Origin of the sequence: Xanthomonas nasturtii (genome assembly GCF_001660815.1) — a bacterium.
GTDB classification, from domain to species: Bacteria; Pseudomonadota; Gammaproteobacteria; order Xanthomonadales; family Xanthomonadaceae; genus Xanthomonas; species Xanthomonas nasturtii.
Window position 1 is genome coordinate 1 of sequence record NZ_LYMI01000051.1, and the last position, 22,829, is coordinate 22,829.

The window sequence follows — 22,829 nt, forward strand, 5'->3', positions numbered from 1 at the left end:
AGCGGCGCGCGAGAGATTTTAGGCGAGCAGCTCACGGTGCAGATTGCCAAGCGCAGCGAACTGCACACCTTCAAGGTCATGCCCAAGCGATGGATTGTCGAGCGTAGTTTTGCTTGGCTGGAGAAGAACCGAAGGCTATGGAAGAACTGCGAGCGCAAACTCAACACCAGCCTGCAGTTCATCCATTTGGCCTTCTTGGCACTGTTACTCAGAAGATTGTGAACAGGTTCTTAGGGATTGGACAGCGCCGGACTCGCGGATAGGCTGGCAGCCCGGGCCAATCCCCACTCCCGAATGCCCAATCCCAAAAATCACCGATACCCCGCCGCCTGCAACTCGAACAGCTCCGCATAACGCCCGCCCTGCGCCATCAGCTCGGCATGGGTGCCGGCCGCTTCGATCCGGCCGGCGGCCAGCACCAGGATGCGGTCAGCCATGCGCACGCTGGAAAAGCGGTGCGAGATCAGCACCGCGGTGCGGTTGTCCGAGAGCTCCTTGAAGCGCTGGAACACCTCGAATTCGCTGCGTGCGTCCAGCGCAGCGGTGGGTTCGTCCAGGATCATCAGCTGCGCATCGCGCATGTAGGCGCGCGCAATCGCAATCTTCTGCCATTGCCCGCCGGAGAGGTCCACGCTGTTCTTGAAACGGCGTCCGATCAGCTGGTCGTATCGGTCGGGCAGGCTGTCGATCAGCTCGCCGGCCATCGCGCGCTGCGCAGCGGCACGGATACGCGGTGCATCGTCCATCGCATCCACCTGGCCCACGCCGATGTTCTCGCCCACGCTCAGGTGATAACGCACGAAGTCCTGAAAGATCACGCCCAGGTTGGCGCGCAAATCATCCAGATCGTAATCGCGCAGGTCGTGGCCATCGAGCAGGATGCGGCCTTCGTCGGGGTCGTACAGCCGCGCCAGCAGCTTGACCAGGGTGGTCTTGCCGGCACCGTTTTCGCCGACCAGGGCCAGCACTTCGCCGGCACGCAATTCGAAATCCAGATGCCGCACCGTCCACTGTTCGGCCTCTGGATAGCGAAAGCCCACATCTTCGAACACGAAACCCTGGCGGATCGGGCGCGGCACCGGCAACGCATTCGCACGCGAGCGGATTTCCGGCACGATATTGAAGAACGAATACAGATCGTCCAGATACAAGGCCTGCCCGGCGACCTGCGAAAAGCCGATCAACAAGCCCTCCAGCAACTGGCGCAGCCGCAGGAAACTGCCGGCCAGAAAGGTCAGGTCGCCGATGCTGAAATCACCGCGCACGGTGCGCCAGGCGATGTAGCCATAGGCCATGTAATAGCCCAGCGTGCCCAGTGCCGCCAGCAGCGCACCCCACAACGCACGCTTGCGCGCCAGTGCGCGGTTGGCCTGGAAGAACTTGGCGGCCAGGCGGCGGTAGCGCGCGATCAGGAAGCGGTGCAGATTGAGGATTTTGACTTCTTTCGCGGTCTCCACGCTGGCGCCGACCTGGCGCAGGTAATCCAGCTGGCGCCGCTCCGGCGTCCACTGGAAGTTGAGCGAATAGCCCAGCGCATTGAAGTGGGCCTCGCCAATGAAGGCCGGAATCAATGCCACCGCCAGCAGCACGATCAACCACGGTGCATACACCACCAGGCCCACCGCCAGGCTGATCACGGTGATGGCGTCCTGCACCTGGCCGAACAACTGGCTCATCAGGTTCATGCGGTTCATGGTCTGACGGCGCGCGCGATCCAGCTTGTCCTGCCGGTCGGGGTCTTCGAAATCCTCCAGATCCAGCTGCGCGGCATGCTCCATCAGACGCACGCTGGCGGCGTTGTTGAACAACTCCGACAGCAGCGCATCGGCGTAGCCGACCAGCCGGCCGAGCAGGTCCGAACCGATGGCCAGCGCCAGTTCCAGCGCCAGCAGTTCCAGCAGCCGGTTCAGACGGCCGCTGCCCAGTGCCTGGGCGAACGACTCGAATGCCGGCGGCTGGCCGACCAGGTGGATCGCCTCGTCGATGATCAGTTTGCCGATATACAGCGAGGCCACCGGCATCAGCGCGCGCAGCATGCGCAGGCCGATGCTGCTGGCGCTCAACCAGCGGCTGGTCTGCCAGATCTGGCGCAGGAACGGGGGCAGATTACGCAGCGCATCCAGGCGTTCGCGCAGGGTAGGGCCGGTACGGGGAGCGGGCGCAGTGGCGCCGGAACGGGAAGCTGACATGACGCTAGTGTGCCGCGCGCGGCGTGGGCGCGGGGTGTTGTGCACTGGGTGAGGGCACTGGGCGAGGGTGCTGGGTGCCCGCCAGCCACATGCGCGGCCATGGCGTCGAGATGGTCGTCAGCCGCCGCCGGCAGTGCAAAAAAGCGCAGTACGGTGCCATGCCGGGCGCGGTGTCCCGCATCGGTCAATTGCAGCGATTGACGCCGCACCCGGACGCGCCCGCTGTTTGCTCTAAAATGCCGGGATTGCCCCCGCCAGCCGTAGAGCCAGCCGTGACCTCGATCAAGCAGGAAGACCTCATCCAGTCCGTCGCCGACGCGCTGCAGTACATCAGCTACTACCACCCGGTCGACTACATCAAGAACCTGTCCGCCGCCTACGAGCGCGAAGAATCGCCTGCCGCCAAGGACGCCATCGCACAGATCCTGATCAATTCGCGCATGTGCGCCGAGGGCCACCGCCCGATCTGCCAGGACACCGGCATCGTCACCGTGTTCCTGGAAATCGGCATGAACGTGCGCTGGGACGACGCCACCATGGGCGTGGAAGACATGGTCAACGAGGGTGTGCGCCGCGCCTACAACCACCCCGACAACAAGCTGCGCGCCAGCGTGCTGGCCGACCCGGCCGGCAAGCGCACCAATACCCGCGACAACACGCCGGCCGTGGTCAACACCAAGATCGTGCCCGGCCACCATGTGGAGGTGATCGTCGCGGCCAAGGGCGGCGGTTCGGAGGCCAAGAGCAAGTTCGCCATGCTCAATCCGTCCGATTCCATCGTCGATTGGGTGCTCAAGACCGTGCCGACCATGGGCGCCGGCTGGTGCCCGCCGGGCATGCTCGGCATCGGCATCGGCGGCACCGCCGAAAAGGCGATGCTGCTGGCCAAGGAAGCCCTGATGGAGCCGATCGACATCGTCGACCTGCAGGCGCGTGGCGCCTCCAATCGCGCCGAAGAGCTGCGCCTGGAGCTCTACGAAAAGGTCAACGCGCTCGGCATCGGCGCGCAGGGCCTGGGTGGCCTGACCACGGTGCTGGACATCAAGGTCAAGGATTACCCGACCCATGCCGCCAACCTGCCGGTGGCGCTGATCCCCAACTGCGCGGCCACCCGTCATGCGCATTTCACCCTGGACGGCAGCGGCCCGGTGATGCTGGATCCGCCGTCGCTGGAAGACTGGCCCAAGCTCACCTACAACCCGACCAATGCTAGGCGGGTGAACCTGGACACCATCACCCGCGACGAAGTCGCCAGCTTCAAGCCGGGCGAAGTGATCCTGCTCAACGGCAAGCTGCTGACCGGCCGCGACGCCGCGCACAAGCGCATGATCGACATGCTCAACCGTGGCGAATCGCTACCGGTCGATTTCACCAACCGCTTCATCTATTACGTCGGCCCGGTCGACCCGGTGCGCGACGAAGTGGTGGGCCCGGCCGGCCCGACCACTGCCACCCGCATGGACAAGTTCACCCGCCAGATGCTCGAACAGACCGGGCTGCTGGGCATGGTCGGCAAGTCCGAGCGTGGCGATGCGGCCATCGATGCGATCCGCGACAACAAGGCTGTGTACCTGATGGCGGTCGGCGGCTCGGCGTATCTGGTGTCCAAGGCGATCAAGGCCGCACGCGTGCTGGCGTTTGAAGACCTCGGCATGGAAGCGATCTACGAATTCGAGGTCAAGGACATGCCGGTCACCGTTGCGGTGGATTCCACTGGCGAGTCGGTGCACAAGACCGGCCCGCGGCTATGGCAGTCGCGCATCGGCAAGATTCCGGTGGTGGTGGAGTAAGTACGGTCATCAGCGGCGGCCCATACCAGGCCGCCGTTTTTGTTGGTGCATCGTGCCGAGCTGACGGTGCACCTGAGCGCAAGCGCTCTTGAAGTAAATCGCGCCAGATCGACGCTACATGCAGCACGCGGTCATGCCGAACAGGAAGCGGCTATGCTCGGCATTCGACAGCCAGTGCCACAGGAGAACAGGAATGCTCCGATTCATCAGCCTTATCGTGATGGCCTGTTGTTGCGTGACGGCAGCTGCGCAGAACAAGGCCGCACCCACGGTGCTGTTTCCCTCCGGTAACTACGCACCGCGCGCGCCGGCGCCGGTGCCGTTCGCAGAGGACAAACCGATCAGGCCAAGCGAGCCGTCGACACGTTTCAGCGGGCCAGCAGCGTCGGATCGTTGCATCGCGCAGTGCAACCAGAGTGCCAGGCAATGCCGCGCCGATCGGCCAAGCGAAAGTAGTTGCCGCATGTCCGTCGCGCCGCGTGGAAAGCGCTGCGACGATCTGCAGAACCCGGCGCAGCAGGCCAACTGCATGGCGCAGGTGTTCGATTGCAGTCAGCAGAGCGACGACAATCGCTGCGAACCGCGCAAACTCGCCTGCCTGCGTGCCTGTACCGACAACAGCGGCCAATGAACATCGCAGGCGGCTGTCGTGTGTGTCTGGACGGCGCGCAGGCAGCACCTTGAACGGACCCTTCGCACCGCCTAAGAATGCCGGCGATGCCTGCCCGATGATCGCCCCTTCGTTGCGCGACCTCAGCTAACCTCATCTCACCCGGAATCCGCATGACGACTACGCTCTACCACACCCCCAGCACCGCAGCGTTGGTGGTGCATTGGCTGCTGATCGAACTCGATGTGCCGCACGTGCTGCACCCGCTGGATTTCGAGCGCGGCGAGCAGAAACAACCCGATTACCTGGCCCTCAATCCCGCCGGCGTGGTGCCCACCCTGGTGCTGGATGGACAGGTACTCACCGAGGCGGCAGCCATCGTGCTGCAGCTGGCCGATCTGCATCCACAGGCGGGGCTGGCCCCGGCGCTCGGCACCCCCGAGCGAGCGACCTACTACAAGTGGATGTTCTTCTGCGCCAACACCCTGCAGCCGGCGTACCGCGCCTGGTTTTACCCGAGCGAGCCTGCAGGTGCCGAGCACGCCGAGCCGGCGCAGACGCAGGCCCGCCGCAAGCTCGAAGCGGCCTGGACCCAGGTCGATGCGCATCTGCAGGCACACGGGCCGTATCTGCTCGGTCAGACGCTATCGGCCGCCGACTTCATGCTGACCATGCTGATGCGCTGGTCGCGCAACATGCCGCGTCCGACCGATACCTGGCCAGCGCTGAAAGCGCATGCGCAGCGTATGAAGGCGCGTCCGGCCTTTCAGGAAACCTATCGTCGCGAGGGTTTGGCGGACTGGACCTGAACCCGCGGCGTTTCGGGACGACATCGTGTCCGTAGCACCTGCCTGAGATGCATTTTGCCGCACTCGCCGTGTAGTAGGATCGCCATACCAACCAGAGAGCAGGGGCTCGTCCATGTCGCATTCCGCATCCCGTCGAAAATTGCTGCAATGCGCCTGTTGCGCGCCGATCGCGGCCGCCGCCGCGTCCATGCCGTTCGCGTTGCGCGCGGCGCCGTCCAAAAAGACCGAGCTCACCGCCGAGCAGGCATTGCAGACGCTGCGCGACGGCAACGCCGCCTTCGTCGAAAACCGCCCCAAGAAGGTCATCTCCGACAGCAGGCGGCGTCTGGAACTGGCGCTGGGCCAGACGCCGTTCGTCATCCTGGTGTCGTGCTCGGATTCGCGCGTCCCGCCGGAGTTGCTGTTCGGCCGCGGCCTGGGTGAGATGTTCATCGTGCGCAACGCCGGCAATACCGTCGACACTACGGCGCTGGGCTCGATCGAATATGCGGTGAGCCAGCTCGGTGTGCCGCTGGTGGTGGTGATGGGCCACGAAAGTTGCGGCGCAGTGGCGGCGGCAGTGTCGGTGGTCGAACAGAATGCGTTCTTCCCCGGCGCGATCGGCGCCATGATCGAACCCATCGTCCCGGCCGTCCTCACTGCCAAGAAACAGGGCGGCGAGGATCTGCTCGCTGCATCGGTCAAGGCCAACATCAAGCGTACTGTCGATCGTCTGCGTGGTGCCTCCGAACCCGCATTGCTCGAACCGCTGCGCGCAGGCGCATGCCGCGTGGTGGGCGCTTACTACACACTGAAAGACGGCAAGGTGGATTTCTTCGACGTCTGAATCCCCGCCTGAAGCATGGCAACTGGCAACATGCTTCAGTTGCTTGCGCTACCGCCACACAGGAAAAGGCCGGCATCGCTGCCGGCTTTTTTTATTGCAATCCGCTATCTCGCTGACGTCGACGCCGTACCCAGCGCGTGGCCAGGCTGCAACGCACGCGTCGTCGGTCCGAGGGCGTCAGAACCACTCCAGCAGTGACACACCCACGCCGATGTAGGTGGCCTTGTGGTTGTAGTCGATCAGGCTCTCGCCGTACCCGTCGAACACCTGCACGTGGCCACGCAGCAGGTTGGTGATGGGAAAGCCGTAATCCAGCTGCACCGAGCCATGCGAGCGGTCGCCGCCGCGCAGCGAGTGCCGCGCGATCAATGCAAATTCGTGCCCATCCTTGTTGTAGACCAGGGTCGCGTCGCCGCGGCCCATGTAGTCCTCGATGTCGGGATTGTTGTCGTCGGCACGATCCTCCTTGATGCGGAACCACGGGCGCAGCGTCAGCGCCCAGTTCTCGCGATCCAGGCCAATGTTGAGGATCACCCGGTTCCAGGAGCGCGACAGCGGGTCTTCGCGGCCGTTGGACATGTGGTTGAGGCTGATGCCGCTCATGCGGCCCTTCCAGCCGAACAGGCTGTAGTTGTTGCGGAACACCAACATCGCCTCCGGCTCGTAATTGGTTTCGCGAAACGGGCGCGAGGCATCGGTGTTGTAGGCCTGCCAGCGCGAGCTCTGGGTGTAGCCCATCCAGATGTCGCCGTTGTCGCCGAACAGATCCTCGACCAGCTTGGTCTTGAAGCTGAGCTGGAACTTCAGTTCGGCGCTGTCCAGTTGCTGCGGGGTGTTGACCGAGTTGGCCGGATTCGGCGACTGCGGGGTGCGGTTGCTGTCACTGGTCCAGAACGCCGGCAGCAGATACACCGGCTTGTAGCCACGCAGCTGGAACGTGCCCAGCTTGGAGTCCTTGGCCAGTTCCCAGCGGCGATCCAGCAGCGAACCGCGGCCGGCATTGGCAACCGCTTCTTCCTTGGGCTGGTCCTGGCCATCGGCACGGAAGAAATCGCCTACGCGGCTGATCTTGCGGGTGTCTTCCGATTTGGCGGCCTGCTTGGCCAATTGCGCTGCGGCATCTGCCTCCTGCACGGCCTGCGGGGTGTAGCCCAGTGCCTGGTCGTAACACGCCAGGCGCGCGGCATCCGAGGTCACGGACGTGCAGGCCTGCGGCGATGCCGGCTGCGGCGCGATTTCCTGCCCATGCGCCAATGGCGCAGCGGCCAGGGCGATCAGCATCAAGGGACGGGTACGGTGCGTGGGCGTGGGCATGGGCAGTCTGGCCGAATGTAGGCGCCAGGCAGGCGCGTCAGGCGCGTAGCTTAACGGCCGCGTCTGCATACGCGATGTGTACACGGTGGCATAACATCTGCAGTGGACCACACAACTTGTGTCGCGACACTCGCATGGACGCTGCCGTGCTCTGAACGGGTGGCACGACAGCGGCCGCGCCCGCTAATCGCTGGGTCAGACGAACCAGGCGATCGCAAACACGCCTAGCATGCACAGGCCCAGCGCCAGCTTGGTGGCCGTGCCCAGCATGATCCCAACCCAGGTGCCGAAGCCGACCTTGGTGGCGTGGCTGGTCTTGCGGGTCTGGTAGTACTCGCCCAGCCACGCGCCGACGAACGGGCCGACGAATAAGCCGATCGGCATGAAGAAAATACCGGCGATAGCGCCTATCACCGACCCCCACATCGCCATCTTGCTGGCCCCCACGCGCTGCGCGCCGTACAGGGTGGCAAGGAAGTCGATGACAAAAGACAGTGCCGTGATCAACCCGAGTATCACCAGCGCGACCCAGCCGACATGGGTGAACCCATCTGCCCAGGCGGCGACCAGCAACCCGGCAAACACCAGCGGCAAGCCCGGCAGGGCGGGCAGGATGACACCGGCAAGGCCCACCAGTACCAGCGCGCCAGCCAGCACGTAATAAACGACAGTCGTGTCCATGATGGTTTGGAAATTTCCTGTTTCAGTCTTGAAAAAATTACGCAAGGGTTGCTTGAAAATTGATTTTGTGCGGGTTAAGTTGCAGCCGCTGCTGTTTGCAAAGGTCACCGTGAATCGTGGCCTGATGCGGTAGATCGTTCGATCCACTACATCCTTGTACCTCGCTTCCTCCTTGCAATCACAGCCACCACCGCCAGTCCATCACAGTGTCGTAGGGAGTCAGTCGAGATGTCCAGCATCGAACGCGAGAATGGTGTCGTGAAGTGGTTCAACGATGCCAAGGGCTTTGGATTCATCAGCCGCGAAAATGGCGAGGACGTCTTCGTCCATTTCCGTGCGATCCAGATCCAGGGCTTCAAGAGTCTCAAGGAAGGTCAGAAGGTCAGCTTCACGGTCGTGCAGGGCCAGAAGGGCCTGCAGGCCGATGCCGTGCAGGTGGTCTGAGCCCATCCGCTGCACAAAGCGCATCAGGCAGACTGCAGAAAGGCCCGTGACCGGGCCTTTCTGTTTTTTCGTGACGTGGTTATTCGCAGTACTTTAGCGAGCTGGCGAAGCAAGCGCGCGTGCACCTGGCGGTGGCTGCGAGCGGTGGATTGGCTACCACCTCGCACGCGTCGCTAGCTTGGTAAGTGGCCAAACCCAACGCCGTGTGCGTGCCCTGCCTGCAGGCCACGCGATGGAGCCAGCACCGCCGCGCATGCAGCTGGATCAGCGCAGCACGACCTTGCCGTTGACCACGCGCACGTACGCGTTTTCGCGCACGCCAGCCAGGTCGCGCTGGTTCACCACGATGACGCGGCCGTCGTCCATGCGCACCTGCACATCGAAGCTGTCGCTGGTGACATTGTTCTGGATCGCGTTGCCGGCCAACGCGCCGGCAGCGGCGCCGGCCACGGCCGAGACGTTTTTGTTGCCCTTGCTGCCGCCGGTTTCCTTGGAGATCTGACGGCCGGCCACAGCGCCGACGATACCGCCGAGCACCGCGCCGGTGCCGGTGGGCGCAGTACGGGTCGGGCCGACTTCGTCGATCCGGGTCACGATGCCGCAGTCCACACAACGCTGGGTCTGCTGCGAATACCCTTGGTCGTAACCGCGGTCGCCGCGATAGCTGCCGTACTGGGGCTGGGAGGTGGCGCAGCCAACCAGGGTCGCGGTTGCAGCCAGGCCAATGACGAGCAGTCGGGTCTTCATGAGGTCTCTCCGGGGTGGTTCGAAAGGCGGTCGGGGCCGCGGCGACGTCATCCTGTGATGGTCCAGGTGAACGGTCCGCCAACTGGATCACTGCAGGCTTAACGAAACCCGAGCGCCGTATTCATCAAACCTCAGCGGAAGTCGCGGTGACAGGCCTCGCAGGCCTCGGAAATGCCGGTGTGGAGCTGGCCCAGCGCCTTGCAATCGGTCGGCGGCGCACGCCGCGCTTGATCCAGCACGGCACGCAGGGCCTGGGCATGCTCGCCGAAGCGACGGTCTTCGCCGATTCCGGGAAAGGCCGGCTCCACCTCGTCGGCCAGCAGGCGCAGCGCGTGCAACCGGCGCTGTTGCTGCGCCGGCACACAGGCCGCCGCCGCGTCCGGCCGTAGCGCGCGCAATTGATAGGCCATGACCTGCATCAGGCTGTCCGGCAGCGGGTCGCGCCGCGCCTGCAGCACGCGCGCCACCATGACCGTGGCAACCAGGCCAATCAGCACGCCCAGCACCAGCACGAACGCATAGCGGGCCGCACGGGATTGGGTGGGAGGCGGGGTATGCATGGGCGACTCCTGGGACGCAACGTTCGTTGCGGCGGCGTGGGCGCGTCCTGGGCGGGGCGCGTAAAATAGGAGGATGAAAGCACAATGGCGTGAACGCTTTGCCGGTATCGACCGGCTGTACGGAGTCGGCACGGTCGAGCGCCTGTCGGTGTGTCGCGTGGCGGTGGTGGGGATGGGCGGTGTGGGCTCGTGGGTGGTGGAGGCGCTGGCGCGTACCGGGGTGGGGCATATCCGCCTGATCGATGCCGACGACCTGTGCGTGTCCAACACCAACCGGCAATTGCCGGCGCTGGCCGGGCAGTACGGGCGCAACAAGGCGCGTGCGATGGCCGAGCGCTGCGTGGCGATCAACCCCGAAATCGACGCCGATGCGGTGGAATCGTTCCTGACTGCCGGCAACATCGAGACGCTGCTCGGCGCGGGCTTCGATCTGGTGATCGACGCCTGCGACAGCTTCCGCGTCAAGGTGGAAACGATTGCCTGGTGCCGTCGGCGCAAGCTGCCGCTGCTGACCGTGGGCGCCGCGGGTGGGCGTACCGATCCCACCCTGGTGCGGGTGCGCGATGTCTCGCGTACCGAACACGATGCGATGCTGGCGCTGATCCGCAAGAAGCTGCGCAGCGAATTCAATTTCCCGAAAAATCCGCAGCGCTATTTCGGTGTGCCGGCGGTGTATTCGCTGGAAAACGTCAAATACCCGCAGGCCGATGGCAGCGTCTGCGGCATCCGCCCGCAGCTCGATGCCGATGCCACGCTCAAGCTGGATTGCGGGGCCGGGCTGGGCGCGGCCACGCATATCACCGGCACCTTCGCGTTCGTGGCGGTGGGCAAGGCGCTGGAAATGTTGCTCAAGCCCAAGGCCGCTGCGGCGACGCCGGCTGCCGAGGCGGTTGCGGCGTCGTGATGTCGCGTGCGCATTGCGCGGTTTGCCTGACTACGCGGCCGCAGTGACGCGCATGCTCCGCTCAGTGCGGTAGACCAAACAAGCTGCGTGCATTAGCGGTGGTCTGCGCAGCGATATGCGCAGGCTCTTCGCCGCGCAGCTCGGCGATGCAGTCCAGCACCGTGCGCAGTTGCGCTGGCTCGTTGCGTTGGCCGCGAATGCTCGCGTCGGGTTGATCCGGCGCGTCGGTTTCCAGCAGCAGGTGCTGCAGCGGCATGCGGGCCACCAGCCCGCGCAGGCGATTGGCGCGCGGGTAGGTCACCGGGCCACCCAGGCCGATCATGAAATCCAGTTTCCACAACTGCTGCGCCTGCTCGGGGCTGCCGGCAAAGCTGTGCACCACACCGCGCAGGCCCCCCACCGCCTTGATGCGGGCGATGACTTCCTCGGTGGCGCGGCGCGCATGCACGATCAGCGGCAGATCGAAGTGCCTGGCCAACTGCAGCTGGCCGTCGAAATAGTCGCGCTGTGCCTGCGCATCCAGCCCAGCGACGAAAAAATCCAGGCCGCACTCGCCGATCGCGCAAGGCCGCTCGCGTTCGATCCACTTGGCCAGCAGCTCCAGCTGCGCCGGGCGGTGTTGGTCCAGAAACAGCGGGTGCAGGCCGTAGGCGGGGTAGAGGCCGGGCGCCTGAGCGCAGACCGTGCGCAGACCAGGCCAACTGGCAGCAGTGATCGCCGGCACCACCTGCTGCATGACCCCGGCAGCCTGCGCGCGCGCGATCACTGCGGCGCGGTCGTGCTCGAATTCGCCTGCGTCCAGATGGCAATGGCTGTCGATCAACTGCATCAGTCGCGGCGCACCGGTGCGGGCAATGGCGCCTTGCGGGTTTTCCAGTTGGCCAGCAGCAGCGTGGTCAGGCCGAACAGCAATTCGTCCAGGAACGGGATCGGGTCAGGCGTCACCAGATCCACCAGGAACAACGCGGCGGCCAGTTTGAACAAGGTGGGATAGCGCAGCTTGCTGGCCCAATCCAGCGCACGTGCAGTGAGGGGGTTTCGCATGCGAATGCTCCGGCTGTTAGAAATCCATGAAGTAACCGCTAGCTGAACTTAACCGCCGCGTTCATGAGCGAGGGCGTTTTCGTTCAGGGTTCCCGTGCTGGAATCACCGCCGTCAACAACGCGGTGCGTCCGCAGGGAGCTGGTCATGAAGAGCAATACGACAACTATACTGGTCGCTGCGGGTGCCTTGCTGGTCGGAGGCGTGGCTACTGCCGCTTTTATGAATAACCGTCCATCGTCCGGCGATTTCGTGGCCAATGGCCAGCCGGCGCCACGTGGTCTGGAATATGCCGACGTGGTGAAGGTTGCCCCGATCACCCAGCGCGAGCCGCAGTACGCGCAGGTGGTCAACAGCGCAGCCATCCGCGAAACCACCACCAGTTCCTCGCCGCGCGAAGTGTGCCGAGACGTAGTGGTGCAGGAACGTTTGCCCGAGCGCGACGGTAACGTCGGCGGCACCGTGGCCGGTGCGGTCATCGGTGGCCTGCTCGGCAATCAGGTGGGCGGCGGCAACGGCCGCAAGCTGGCGACCGCCGCAGGTGCGGTGGGTGGCGGCCTGATCGGTAACCGCGTCGACCGCAATCATGTCGGTGGCCGCGTGGTCGATCGCACCGAGCGCCAGTGCCACACTGAAAATGCCAATTCGAGCTCGTCGCGCGTGGTCGGTTACGACGTGACCTACCGCAATGCCGACGGCACCACGGGCACCATGCGCATGGACAGCAAGCCGGGCGAGCGTATTTCGCTGGGCGACGCCGACAACGTGGTGGCCTATGACGTCACATACCGCTACGACGGGTTCGAGAAGACCGTGCGCATGAACGACAAGCCGGCCAGCGATCGTCTGCCGGTGGTCGACGGTCAGCTGGTGACCCAAACCGCGTCGACGGCCGGTGACCAGGGCGTGCGCGTGGATGCGGGCAGCACGCGCCAGTAAATCGTTGGCAGCGATCCGCCCGGATCGCTGCGTCAGCAGGAAAGAGCCGGCGTTGCCGGCTCTTTTCGTTTTCAGGCGCCAGCGGTGAATCCCGTGGGTTGAACACGTCGGCCGCCATGTTCGGCCGGCAACTGGCTGATAATCGCCGCTTCTCCTGGAGTGGAAGCCAACATGCCGGTGCGTCCCGATGACCTGTTCGACGTCCGCGCGCTACTCACCGATGAGGAGCGGGCAGTGCAGGACGCGGTAGCGCGCTTTACCGACACGCGGGTGGTGCCGGCGATTGGCGATGCCTTCGATGCCGGGCGCTTTCCGCGCGAGTGGATTCCGGAACTGGCGGAACTGGGCTTGCTGGGTGCCAGCTTGCCGGTCCGCGATGGCGGTGCGGGCCTGGGCGCGGTGTCCTACGGATTGATCTGCCAGGAACTGGAACGCGGCGACAGCGGTCTGCGCAGCTTTGTCAGCGTGCAGTCTTCGCTGTGCATGTACCCCATCCACGCCTATGGCAGCGACGAACAGCGGCAACGCTGGCTGCCGGAGATGGCGGCAGGCCGTGTGGTTGGCTGTTTCGGCCTGAGCGAGGCGCAGGGCGGTTCGGATCCGGCTGCGATGACCACCCGCGCAGTGCGTGACGGCGACGGCTGGCGTTTGAACGGGGCCAAGATGTGGATCACCAACGGCAGCATCGCCGGGCTGGCGATCATCTGGGCGCACACCGACGATGGCGTGTGCGGTTTCCTGGTCGAGACCGATAGCGCCGGTTTCAGCGCGCACGACATCACCCACAAGATGAGCCTGCGCGCCTCGGTCACCTCGGGCCTGTTTTTGGACAACGTGTTCGTGCCGGAGCGGATGCGGCTACCGAGCGCGGCCGGCTTGAAGGCGCCGTTGGGCTGCCTCAATCAAGCGCGTTACGGCATCGCCTGGGGCGCGATCGGCGCGGCGGTGGCGTGCCTGCGCGAAGCGCTGGCCTATGCCGGCGAGCGCATCCTGTTCGGCCGGCCACTGGCGGCCACCCAGAGCGCGCAGATCAAGCTGGCCGACATGGCCCGGCGGATTTCCACCGCGCAGCTGCTTGCGTTGCAGCTCGGCCGCTTGAAGGAAGCCGGTACGCTGCGGCCGGAACAGATCTCGCTGGCAAAATGGAATAATTGCCGCATGGCGCTGGATGTGGCGCGCGAGTGCCGCGACCTGCTCGGTGCGGCCGGCATCACCACCGAGCATGTGGCGATCCGGCATGCGCTGAACCTGGAATCGGTGATCACCTACGAGGGCACCGAAACCGTGCATCAGCTGGTGGTGGGGCGTGCGCTGACGGGACTCAATGCGTTTTGACGAGGAGTGGGTGTTCGATCAGCAAGGATGTGATGCGACGCCTGCGCGGCGTCTTCTGCGGTATTTGTTCGTTGGCCGGCGTGGCAATCGCGCCAGCGCAGGCCAACGAGGCGCCACGCATGCTGCCGACACCGGGCTGGGTAGTGGCAGATGCGTTGCCCGACAACGTGCCAGGCGCCACCGGGCTGCGCTATGAACTGGTGTCCGACCAGATCGATCTGACCGGCCGCGTGCCGCAGGCCTACCGCCGGCTCAGTTACACCGTGCAGCGCGCCAAGAGCCTGGAGGAAGCCGGGCAGATTTCCATCGACTACCAACCGCAATACCAGCAGCTGGCACTCAATCGCCTGGATGTGTGGCGCGGTGGCAAGCGCATCGACATGCGCACGCAGGCGCACTACGCCAAATTGCGACGCGAGAGCGGGCTGGAGAACGGCTTGATCGATGGCGCGCTGACGCTGTCGATCACCCTGCCGGATCTGCGCGTGGGCGACCGCGTCGACTATGGCGTGACCATCAGCGGCAGCAATCCGGTGTTCGGCAAAGGCTATTACGACGTGTTCGAGGCGCGCTACGGCGTGCCCTTGGGCGAGCGCCGGGTGCGTGTGCGCTATCCCGCCGAGATGGCCCTGCAATGGCGCATCAGCGCGCCGGGTTTCGGCCGCACCGTGAGCAGGGCCGATGGCGTGACGCTATTGAACATCGGCGCCAGCAACGTCGCCGCGGTGCAGGAAGAAAAGGATGCGCCGGACGATGTCGACGCCTATGGCGTGATCGAAGTGTCCACCGCCGGCAGCTGGGGGGCGGTGGCGGCCTGGGCGGCGCAGCTGTATCCAAATTCGTTCAAGGACGCGCAGGTGGCCGCCGGCATGCTGCAGAGCCTGCAGTTGCGCCGCGACGACCCGCAAGGCGCGCTGCTGCGCGCAGTGGCATTCGTGCAGGGCGAAATCCGCTACGTCGGCCTGTACATGGGCGAAAATTCGCACGCGCCGCACGCGCCCGAAGTGACCCTGCGTAACCGCTACGGCGACTGCAAGGACAAGGCGACGTTGCTGATCGCGCTGCTGCAACTGGCCGGCATCCGTGCCGAGCCGGTGCTGGTCAACAGCGACAAGGGCCATGGGCTGGAAAAGCGGCTGCCCAGTCCGTATGCGTTCGATCATGTGGTGGTGCGCGCGCATCTGCCGCAGGGCGAGGTGTGGGTGGATGCCACGCGCGACCGCGAAGAGGGTCCGTTGGCGCAGCGCCGGCCGTTGCCGTTCGTGCACGGCTTGCCGGTGATTGCAGGGCAAGACGCCTTGGTCGCCGTGCCAGCGCCAATGCCCGCGTTGCCGCAAATTGAAGTGAACGAAGAGGTGACCGTTTCGCTGCGCAAGCCGCAGCGCTGGGCGAGCTTCACGGTGGACACCATCTATCGCCAGGGCCGCGGCGACCGCGTGGCCAGCAGCTTCGACGACGATGGCGCGCAGACCGTGGGCGAGCACTATCTGGAATTCATGCGGCAGTACTACACCGCGCTGACCCAGGTGCGCGTGCCGAGCATCGACGCGGCCGATGCCTTGAATGTGCGCACGAACGAAGCCTACCGGCTGGAGTGGCCGGCCGAGGAGGGCGATGAGCTGGGCTTTCCGTTGTTCCAGCTCGGCGAATGGATGGATGCGCTGCCGAAGGAGGCGCGCAAGGGGCCGCTGGCGCTGGCCGGCCCGCAACTGGCGCGGCAAACCGTGCGCGTGCACAGCGACCCGGCGACGCAGGTGGAAGCGGACACCCAGGTGATCGCCAACCCATGGTTCCGCTTCTCGCGCAGCGTCGCGATGCGCGACGGGCAGTTGGTCATCGTGGGCGAATGGCAGCGCTTCACCGACCGCATTCCCGCCAACGGCGTGGCACGTGCCGCCGCCGATATGGAGCGCGCCCGCGACCTGCTGTATTTCAACCACGATCTGAAGACGCAGCGGCGTACCCGGCCAACCGACTGGCGCGCGCTCAGCTACCCGCTGGCCGGTGCGCTCGCCTTGGTGGTGCTGCTGCTGGCGTGCCTGCTGTGGTGGCGTGGCGGTGGGCTGGGCGGGATCATGTTCGACCCGTATGCCACGGTGACGCGGATGCCCGAGCAGGCCGGGCTGCGGTCCAGCGCCTGGGTCGTGTTCGCGGCGACCACACTGCTGTCGGCGTGGGTATGGCTGGATGCGCTGCCGTGGTGGGCCTGGGGCGCTGGCGTCATCGTGGTGGCCGCGGTCGCCGTGCTGGGCTGCGTGCTGCTCAAGCTGATCTTGCGCTGGATGGGCAGCGGCGCGCAGCTCGTGCGCGTGTTGCCGGCCATGGCGGGCTGCGCCTTGCCGTGGCTGGTGTGCCTGTTGGCGGCCGTGGTCGCGCTCAAGGGCCAGGTGGCATTGCTGCGCACCGGCGCGACCGATCCGGCCGGCATGGCGCAGCTGGCGATGTACGTGTTGTTGCTGATGCTGGGAACGCTGTGGTGGTCGGTGTGTTCGGTGCAGGCAGTGGCCGCTGCCACCGGCTGCGCGCGCACGCGCGCGTTCGGTGCCTGGGCGCTGACGGTCTCCGCACTGGGCGTGCTGATCGCTGCGTTGAGTGTGCCGGTGGCGGTGGTGGCACTGGCCTGAGGCAACTCGGCGCGGCAGCGCCGGTGCGGCCCGCTGGCTGTCGCGCACGCACGCGTGGCGTCGGGGTGGCGCGGCTGCGTGCAGGGCTTTGCAAAGGCACGCGGGGCTGTGACACTGCCAGCCCCTCGTTGTTGCCGTGGAGCCAGTTTGATGTCGACCGTGCGTCCCCCGTTGACCGTCCATGGCATGTCCAGTTCCGGCAACTGCTACAAGGTGCGCCTGCTGCTGGAGCAACTGGGCAGCCGCTATCACTGGGTCGAAGTGGACAGCGTGGCCGGGCAGACCCGTATGCCCGACTACCTGGCCAAGAATCCGAACGGCAAGGTGCCGATAGTGGAGCGCGACGACGGCCGCGTACTGACCGAATCCAACGCGATCCTGTTCTGGTTGGCCGAAGGCACGCCGTATCTGCCTACCGATGCGTGGCAGCGCGCGCAGGCGCTGAGCTGGATGTTCTTCGAGCAATACAGCCATGAGCCGTCTCTGGCGGTGGCGCGGTTCATCATTCTGTGGACGCCGCGCGATGGTGCGCGCCGGGCCGAGTTGCCGCAGCTGCGTGCGCGCGGCGAGCAGGCGCTGGCGGTGATGGAGCAGCATCTGCAACAGCACGCCTGGTTTACCGGCGGCGACTACGGCATCGCCGATATCGCACTGTTTGCCTACACCCATTGCGCCGAAGACGGCGGCTTCGATCTGGAACGCTGGCCGGCGATCACCGCATGGGTGCAACGCGTCCAGGCGCTACCGCGCTTCGTGCCGATGCCTGCAGCTGCATCGGTGGCGGCATGAACGCGCCGCGCGATCGGCACGGCGCTGCCGGCGGCGCCGCTGCGTGCTCGGCGGGTTCCCGTGCCTTCGCTCTGCTGTCGGGATCTGCGTCGGCATCGGCGGTAATTACAAATTTGCGTTCGCGCGCGCTGCGCGTGGCGCTGGTCGGCGACGCGCGGTTAGCCGTTGCCGGCCGACAGGAGCGCTGACGATGTGTGGATTGGCAGGACTATTGCTGGCTTCGCCGCGTCTGCATGGCGAACAGCTCGATGCACTGGTGCGGCCGATGGGCGCGGCCGTGCGTCATCGCGGCCCCGACGACGCCGGCAGCTGGTGCGACGCGCAGGCCGGTGTCGCGCTGGCACATCAACGCTTGAGTATCCTGGATCTGTCGCCGCTCGGCCATCAGCCGATGCGCTCGGCCGATGGCCGCTATGTGTTGGCCTACAACGGCGAGGTCTACAACTTCGCGCAGCTGCGCGCAGCGCTATCTGCGCTCGGGCATCGCTTCCGCGGCCACTCCGATACCGAAGTGCTGCTGGCGGCCGTGGTGGAGTGGGGCCTGGACGACACCTTGACCCGCTGCAACGGCATGTTCGCCATTGCGCTGTGGGATGAGCGCGACAATTGCCTGTTCCTGGCGCGCGACCGTGTCGGCAAGAAACCGCTGTACTACGGGTGGGCTGGCGACACGCTGGTATTTGGTTCCGAACTCAAGGCCTTGTGGCAGCACCCGGATTTCGACAACGGCGTGGATCGCGATGCGCTCACGCTGCTGCTGCGGCTGGGCTACATCCCGGCGCCAGCCTGCATCCACGAACGCACCTTCAAGTTGATGCCCGGCCGGGTGCTGCGTATGGATGCGCAGGCCGTGGCGGCCGGCGCCGCCGCGCATCGCCCGGATCAGGCGCAGCAACCGTTCTGGAACGCCCGCGAAGCGATGCAACGCGCGTTGGCCGCGCCGTTCACCGGCAGCGACCTCCAGGCCGAAGAACAACTGGATACGGTGCTGCGCGATGCGGTGGCGCTGCGCATGGTGGCCGATGTGCCGGTGGGCGTGTTCCTGTCTGGCGGCACCGATTCGTCGATCGTCACCGCGATGATGCAGGCGCAGAGCGCGCAGCCGGTGCACACCTTCAGTATCGGGTTCGAAGGCTCGCACCACGACGAAGCGCCGCTGGCGCGCGAAGTGGCCACGCATCTGCACACCGACCACACCGAGCTGTATGTCAGCGGCGCCGATGCGCTGGCGGTGGTGCCGAGCCTGCCGGACATGTTCGACGAACCTTTCGCCGATGCCTCGCAGGTGCCGACCGCGCTGGTCGCACGGCTGGCGCGCGGCGGGGTGACGGTGGCGCTGTCCGGCGATGGCGGCGACGAATTGTTCTTCGGCTACGGCCGTTACCAGCGCGCGCTACGCAACTGGCGCATGCATGGCCTGGTGCCTGGCCCGCTGCGCCGGCTGATGGCGGTGGCGGCGCGCAGCAACGGCGAGTCCTCGCGCACTGGCGGGCTGGCCGCGCTGGTGGCCGAAGCCGGCGCGCGTGGCATCGGCGACATCTACCGCAACCGCATCTCGCGCTGGCGCGACCCGGCCGCGGTGGTGCTGGGTGCCACCGAGCCGGACAGTTTCTACAGTCTGGCCGACCCGTTGCATGGGTCTGGCACCCCGGCCGACGCGATGATGCTGGCCGATTTCGCCGCGTATCTGCCCGACGATCTATTGTGCAAGGTGGATCGCACCACCATGGCGGTGGGGCTGGAGGCGCGTGCGCCGTTGCTGGACTGGCGCGTGGCCGAATTCGCCTGGTCGTTGCCGTTGTCGCTCAAATACCGCGATGGGGTGAGCAAATATCTGCTCAAGCGCGTGCTGTGCCGCTACCTGCCCGATGCGATGGTGTACCGCGGCAAGCGCGGCTTCGGCGCGCCGGTCAGCGCCTGGCTGCGCGGCGATCTGCACGGCTGGGCGGACGATCTGCTGGCGCACGGCGCGCTGCAGCGCGAGGGCGTGTTCGCCGCCGACACCGTGGCTGGCCTGTGGCGCGACTTCAACGGCGGCGAGCGCAAATGGCATACGCATCTGTGGACGGTGCTGATGTTCCAGGCCTGGCAGGCGCACTGGCGGCAACAGCGTGCGGCCATCGCGCGCTGAGCGTGAGCGCGGCAACCGCCGTGCCGAGGCGGCGGGGCGATGTTGCTGCGTCTTGCGCGTCTTACACCCCTGAAGCTGCAGCTCGGGCCACAGCCCGGAGAGGGTGCATCAGCGCCGCGCCTTGCAGACAAGATGCTGCCGCACACGCACATATCGGCGGGTTGCGCGGACCGTGCCGGGCGGTGTTTCACCAGCCCTGAGCATCGGGCTGGGTAGGGTGGGGCCCTGTTTTCCAAGGAGTGTTTCCATGAGCAAGCTCACCATTGCCGTGCTGGTCGGCAGCCTGCGCGCCGAGTCGTACAACCGTCAGCTGGCGCGCGCGCTGGAGCATCTGGCCGGCGACAAGGCCGTCTTCAACTACCTGGAGATCGGCGATATCCCGCTGTACAACCAGGACCGCGATGGCGACTTCCCGGCCGAAGGCACGCGCCTGAAGCAGCAGATCCGTGCCGCCGATGCGGTGCTGTTCGTGACCCCCGAATACAACCGCTCGATCCCCGGCGTGCTCAAGAACGCCATCGACACCGGCTCGCGTCCGTATGGCGACAGTGCGTTTTCCGGCAAGCCGGCGGCCGTGGTCGGCATCTCGGTCGGCGCGATCGGCACTGCCACCGCGCAGCAGCATCTGCGCAACGTGCTGGCGTATCTGAACATGCACGTGCTCGGCCAGCCGGAAGTGTTCCTGCAGTACAAGGACGACCTGTTCGGGCCCGACGATCAGATCGCCAATACCGACAGCCGCAAGTTCCTGCAAGGCTTCATCGACGCGTTCCTGGGCCTGATCGGGCACCTCAAGCACTGAGTTGACCACAGCCGCGCAGCGCCCTGGCGCTGCGTTCAGGCGTACCTGGGAGTCGGGCGGAAACCTAGCTGTCGCAGGGGTCTCGTAGTGTGCGACGGGCGCCGCGTAGAACGTTGGTGCACTGGCTATGCACCAGTTATCCACAGAGTTGTGCATGGTCGTCGGCAGCACCGATGACTATGCTTCCTGCCCTCGTCTCCCCGCGTCAGGTTTGTTTGTCCATGTCCGCTCGTCCTGGTTTCCGTTCCAAGCGCAATCGCGATCGCGACGACGACGATTACGATCGTCCCGAGCCGCGTCTGGACCAGTTGCGGGTGCCGCCGCACTCGGTCGAGGCCGAACAGGCCGTGCTGGGCGGCCTGATGCTGGCGCCCGATGCGTTCGACCGGGTCAACGACCAGCTCACCGAAAACGACTTCTACCGCCGCGATCACCGGCTGATTTACCGCGCCATCCGCGAATTGAACGAGAAAGACCGCCCGTTCGATGCGGTAACCCTGGGCGAATGGTTCGAGTCGCAGGGCAAGCTGGAGCAGGTGGGCGATGGCGCGTACCTGATCGAGCTGGCCAGCACCACGCCGTCGGCGGCCAATATCGCAGCGTATGCGGAAATCGTGCGCGACAAGGCGGTGCTGCGGCAGCTGATCGAGGTGGGCACCACCATCGTCAACGACGGCTTCCAGCCGGAAGGCCGCGAGAGCGTGGAGCTGCTGGCGTCGGCCGAAAAAGCCGTGTTCAAGATCGCCGAAGCCGGCGCGCGTGGGCGCACCGATTTCGTGGCGATGCCGGGCGCCTTGAAGGACGCCTTCGAAGAGCTGCGCAACCGTTTCGAAAACGGCGGCAACATCACCGGCCTGCCGACCGGCTACACCGATTTCGATGCGATGACCGCCGGCTTACAGCCGACCGATCTGATCATCCTTGCCGCACGTCCGGCGATGGGCAAGACCACGCTCGCGTTGAATATCGCCGAATACGCGGCGATCAAGTCAAAGAAGGGCGTGGCGGTGTTTTCGATGGAAATGTCGGCCTCGCAGCTGGCGATGCGCCTGATCTCCTCCAACGGCCGGATCAATGCGCAGCGGCTGCGTACCGGTGCGCTGGAAGACGAGGATTGGGCGCGCGTGACCGGCGCGATCAAGATGCTGAAGGAAACCAAGATCTTCATCGACGACACACCGGGTGTGTCGCCGGAAGTGCTGCGTTCCAAATGCCGCCGCCTCAAGCGCGAGCACGATCTTGGCCTGATCGTCATCGACTACCTGCAGCTGATGTCGGTGCCTGGCAACAGCGAAAACCGCGCGACCGAAATTTCGGAAATTTCGCGTGGCCTCAAGGGTCTGGCCAAGGAACTCAATGTGCCGGTGATTGCGTTGTCGCAGCTCAATCGCTCGCTGGAAACACGTACCGACAAGCGCCCGGTGATGGCCGATCTGCGCGAATCCGGCGCGATCGAGCAGGATGCGGACATGATCGTCTTCATCTACCGCGACGATTACTACAACAAGGAAAATTCGCCGGACAAGGGCCTGGCCGAGATCATCATCGGCAAGCACCGCGGTGGGCCGACCGGGTCGTGCAAGCTGAAATTCTTCGGTGAGTACACGCGGTTCGACAATCTGTCGCACGATTCGGTGGGCAGTTTCGAATAAGTGTTTTTTGGTGTCGTTTACATAACGGGTGCGCTCGCTGCCAGGCAGTGGGTGCAGCCAGCGTGTGGCTCTGTTTCGCACGTGGCTACGTTGGCAAGCGGGGAGTCATCGCACCCGCGACCCGCGCGACCTGGGAATTCCAGACTGCGCTGAAGCTCCAGCTCTCGGTTGCCTTGAAGAGAGAGGCAGTGAACGATGCGGATGCGTCGGGTGCAGAGCGGATGATCTGCGGTTTGGCTGCAGGGCCCTTGTCCGCCCACCATCGCGGGACACGCTGCAAGTACGTCCTTGTAAGCTCTGGCGCGGCATCCATGCCGCTCAAGGTCCCGCGACGGTGAGCGGGCAAGGATCAGTCGCGATGGTCGGTGCGCAGAGCTTTTAATAAAACAGCCAGCAACCTGTGTGATGCACTGATTTCGTTCTTCAATAAAGCTACCAGCCAACTGTCTGGTGCGGTGTCCTCACCGCTTGCGGGACCGTTGGCGGCATGGATGCCGCCACCGAGCCCCCATGGTGAAGTGACCCCCAAAAGCTGGACAGTTGGGCGATCAGACAGCTAGCTCGGCCTGTTGCCGGTACTTTACCGGGCTCAGGCCGTTCAATTTCAACTTGATCCGGTCTTCGTTGTAGTACCTGATGTA

Annotated in this window: 22 protein-coding genes; 14 read left to right on the forward strand and 8 right to left on the reverse strand. The window is 65.3% G+C overall.

Features of this window, described 5'->3' with window-relative positions:
• Nucleotides 1–222 (forward strand): transposase (locus A7D16_RS16945; RefSeq protein ID WP_153043136.1); only part of this gene is annotated, 222 nt, incomplete at its 5' end.
• A gap of 89 nt (nt 223–311) precedes the next feature.
• On the opposite strand, the gene A7D16_RS16950 is transcribed toward A7D16_RS16945, so the two are convergent.
• Nucleotides 312–2,189: an ABC transporter ATP-binding protein gene (locus A7D16_RS16950; protein WP_064634453.1), complete on the reverse strand. Its 1,878-nt coding sequence runs from the start codon at nt 2,187–2,189 to the stop codon at nt 312–314.
• Between the two features lie 272 nt (nt 2,190–2,461).
• Here A7D16_RS16950 and A7D16_RS16955 point away from each other — a divergent pair, with 272 nt between their 5' ends.
• The 4 genes from A7D16_RS16955 to A7D16_RS16970 all read left to right on the forward strand — a co-directional run bounded on the left by A7D16_RS16955 (nt 2,462) and on the right by A7D16_RS16970 (nt 6,224).
• The gene (locus A7D16_RS16955; RefSeq protein WP_064634454.1) at nt 2,462–3,979 is read left to right on the forward strand and encodes a fumarate hydratase; all 1,518 of its coding nucleotides are present in this window, start codon (nt 2,462–2,464) and stop codon (nt 3,977–3,979) included.
• A gap of 118 nt (nt 3,980–4,097) precedes the next feature.
• Nucleotides 4,098–4,610 (forward strand): hypothetical protein, encoded by a 513-nt coding sequence (locus tag A7D16_RS16960; RefSeq protein ID WP_239687025.1) that lies wholly within the window; start codon nt 4,098–4,100, stop codon nt 4,608–4,610.
• Nucleotides 4,611–4,762: 152 nt separating this feature from the next.
• Complete coding sequence (locus tag A7D16_RS16965; RefSeq protein WP_064634456.1) at nt 4,763–5,398, forward strand: glutathione S-transferase family protein; 636 nt, start codon at nt 4,763–4,765, stop codon at nt 5,396–5,398.
• A 187-nt stretch (nt 5,399–5,585) separates the two neighbouring features.
• Nucleotides 5,586–6,224 (forward strand): carbonic anhydrase, encoded by a 639-nt coding sequence (locus tag A7D16_RS16970; protein ID WP_082925836.1) that lies wholly within the window; start codon nt 5,586–5,588, stop codon nt 6,222–6,224.
• A gap of 177 nt (nt 6,225–6,401) precedes the next feature.
• Here A7D16_RS16970 and A7D16_RS16975 read toward each other — a convergent pair whose 3' ends face one another.
• Nucleotides 6,402–7,538 (reverse strand): phospholipase A, encoded by a 1,137-nt coding sequence (locus A7D16_RS16975; RefSeq protein ID WP_095522437.1) that lies wholly within the window; start codon nt 7,536–7,538, stop codon nt 6,402–6,404.
• A gap of 195 nt (nt 7,539–7,733) precedes the next feature.
• Nucleotides 7,734–8,219, reverse strand: coding sequence for a DUF456 domain-containing protein (locus A7D16_RS16980; RefSeq protein WP_064634459.1), 486 nt, complete (start codon nt 8,217–8,219; stop codon nt 7,734–7,736).
• 228 nt (nt 8,220–8,447) lie between these two features.
• Here A7D16_RS16980 and A7D16_RS16985 point away from each other — a divergent pair, with 228 nt between their 5' ends.
• Entirely contained in the window at nt 8,448–8,663 is a 216-nt protein-coding gene (locus A7D16_RS16985; protein WP_064634460.1) for a cold-shock protein, read from the forward strand.
• Between the two features lie 264 nt (nt 8,664–8,927).
• Here the strand turns inward: A7D16_RS16985 and A7D16_RS16990 are convergent, their stop codons facing one another.
• Complete coding sequence (locus tag A7D16_RS16990; RefSeq protein ID WP_064634461.1) at nt 8,928–9,410, reverse strand: glycine zipper 2TM domain-containing protein; 483 nt, start codon at nt 9,408–9,410, stop codon at nt 8,928–8,930.
• A gap of 131 nt (nt 9,411–9,541) precedes the next feature.
• Nucleotides 9,542–9,970 carry a hypothetical protein gene (locus A7D16_RS16995; RefSeq protein ID WP_064634462.1) on the reverse strand — a complete coding sequence of 143 codons (429 nt, stop codon included), beginning with the start codon at nt 9,968–9,970 and terminating at the stop codon, nt 9,542–9,544.
• Between the two features lie 73 nt (nt 9,971–10,043).
• Between A7D16_RS16995 and A7D16_RS17000 the strand changes: the two genes are divergently transcribed.
• Nucleotides 10,044–10,874, forward strand: a complete 831-nt coding sequence (locus tag A7D16_RS17000; RefSeq protein WP_064634463.1) for a tRNA threonylcarbamoyladenosine dehydratase — start codon at nt 10,044–10,046, stop codon at nt 10,872–10,874.
• Between the two features lie 61 nt (nt 10,875–10,935).
• Here A7D16_RS17000 and A7D16_RS17005 read toward each other — a convergent pair whose 3' ends face one another.
• Nucleotides 10,936–11,703 carry a TatD family hydrolase gene (locus tag A7D16_RS17005; protein ID WP_064634464.1) on the reverse strand — a complete coding sequence of 256 codons (768 nt, stop codon included), beginning with the start codon at nt 11,701–11,703 and terminating at the stop codon, nt 10,936–10,938.
• The gene (locus tag A7D16_RS17010; protein WP_064634465.1) at nt 11,703–11,918 is read right to left on the reverse strand and encodes a DUF6116 family protein; all 216 of its coding nucleotides are present in this window, start codon (nt 11,916–11,918) and stop codon (nt 11,703–11,705) included. The genes A7D16_RS17005 and A7D16_RS17010 overlap by 1 nt, the downstream gene beginning before the upstream one ends.
• 145 nt (nt 11,919–12,063) lie before the next feature.
• Here A7D16_RS17010 and A7D16_RS17015 point away from each other — a divergent pair, with 145 nt between their 5' ends.
• From A7D16_RS17015 to A7D16_RS17050, 7 genes are all read left to right on the forward strand, one after another.
• Nucleotides 12,064–12,855, forward strand: a complete 792-nt coding sequence (locus tag A7D16_RS17015; RefSeq protein ID WP_064634466.1) for a glycine zipper 2TM domain-containing protein — start codon at nt 12,064–12,066, stop codon at nt 12,853–12,855.
• Nucleotides 12,856–13,014: 159 nt separating this feature from the next.
• A complete protein-coding gene (locus tag A7D16_RS17020) occupies nt 13,015–14,190 on the forward strand; it encodes an acyl-CoA dehydrogenase family protein (protein ID WP_193395479.1) in 1,176 nt (391 codons plus the stop codon).
• A gap of 80 nt (nt 14,191–14,270) precedes the next feature.
• Entirely contained in the window at nt 14,271–16,814 is a 2,544-nt protein-coding gene (locus A7D16_RS17025) for a DUF3857 domain-containing protein (RefSeq protein ID WP_064634473.1), read from the forward strand.
• Nucleotides 16,815–16,964: 150 nt separating this feature from the next.
• On the forward strand, nt 16,965–17,603 hold the full coding sequence (locus A7D16_RS17030; protein ID WP_064634467.1) for a glutathione S-transferase family protein: 639 nt from the start codon (nt 16,965–16,967) through the stop codon (nt 17,601–17,603).
• A 190-nt stretch (nt 17,604–17,793) separates the two neighbouring features.
• Nucleotides 17,794–19,734: an asparagine synthase (glutamine-hydrolyzing) gene (gene asnB / locus A7D16_RS17040; protein WP_064634469.1), complete on the forward strand. Its 1,941-nt coding sequence runs from the start codon at nt 17,794–17,796 to the stop codon at nt 19,732–19,734.
• A 247-nt stretch (nt 19,735–19,981) separates the two neighbouring features.
• Complete coding sequence (locus A7D16_RS17045; RefSeq protein ID WP_064634470.1) at nt 19,982–20,536, forward strand: NADPH-dependent FMN reductase; 555 nt, start codon at nt 19,982–19,984, stop codon at nt 20,534–20,536.
• A 221-nt stretch (nt 20,537–20,757) separates the two neighbouring features.
• On the forward strand, nt 20,758–22,188 hold the full coding sequence (locus A7D16_RS17050; protein WP_064634471.1) for a replicative DNA helicase: 1,431 nt from the start codon (nt 20,758–20,760) through the stop codon (nt 22,186–22,188).
• A gap of 548 nt (nt 22,189–22,736) precedes the next feature.
• Here the strand turns inward: A7D16_RS17050 and A7D16_RS21850 are convergent.
• The coding region (locus A7D16_RS21850) for an IS3 family transposase (RefSeq protein WP_147308587.1) at nt 22,737–22,829 on the reverse strand (93 nt) is incomplete at its 5' end.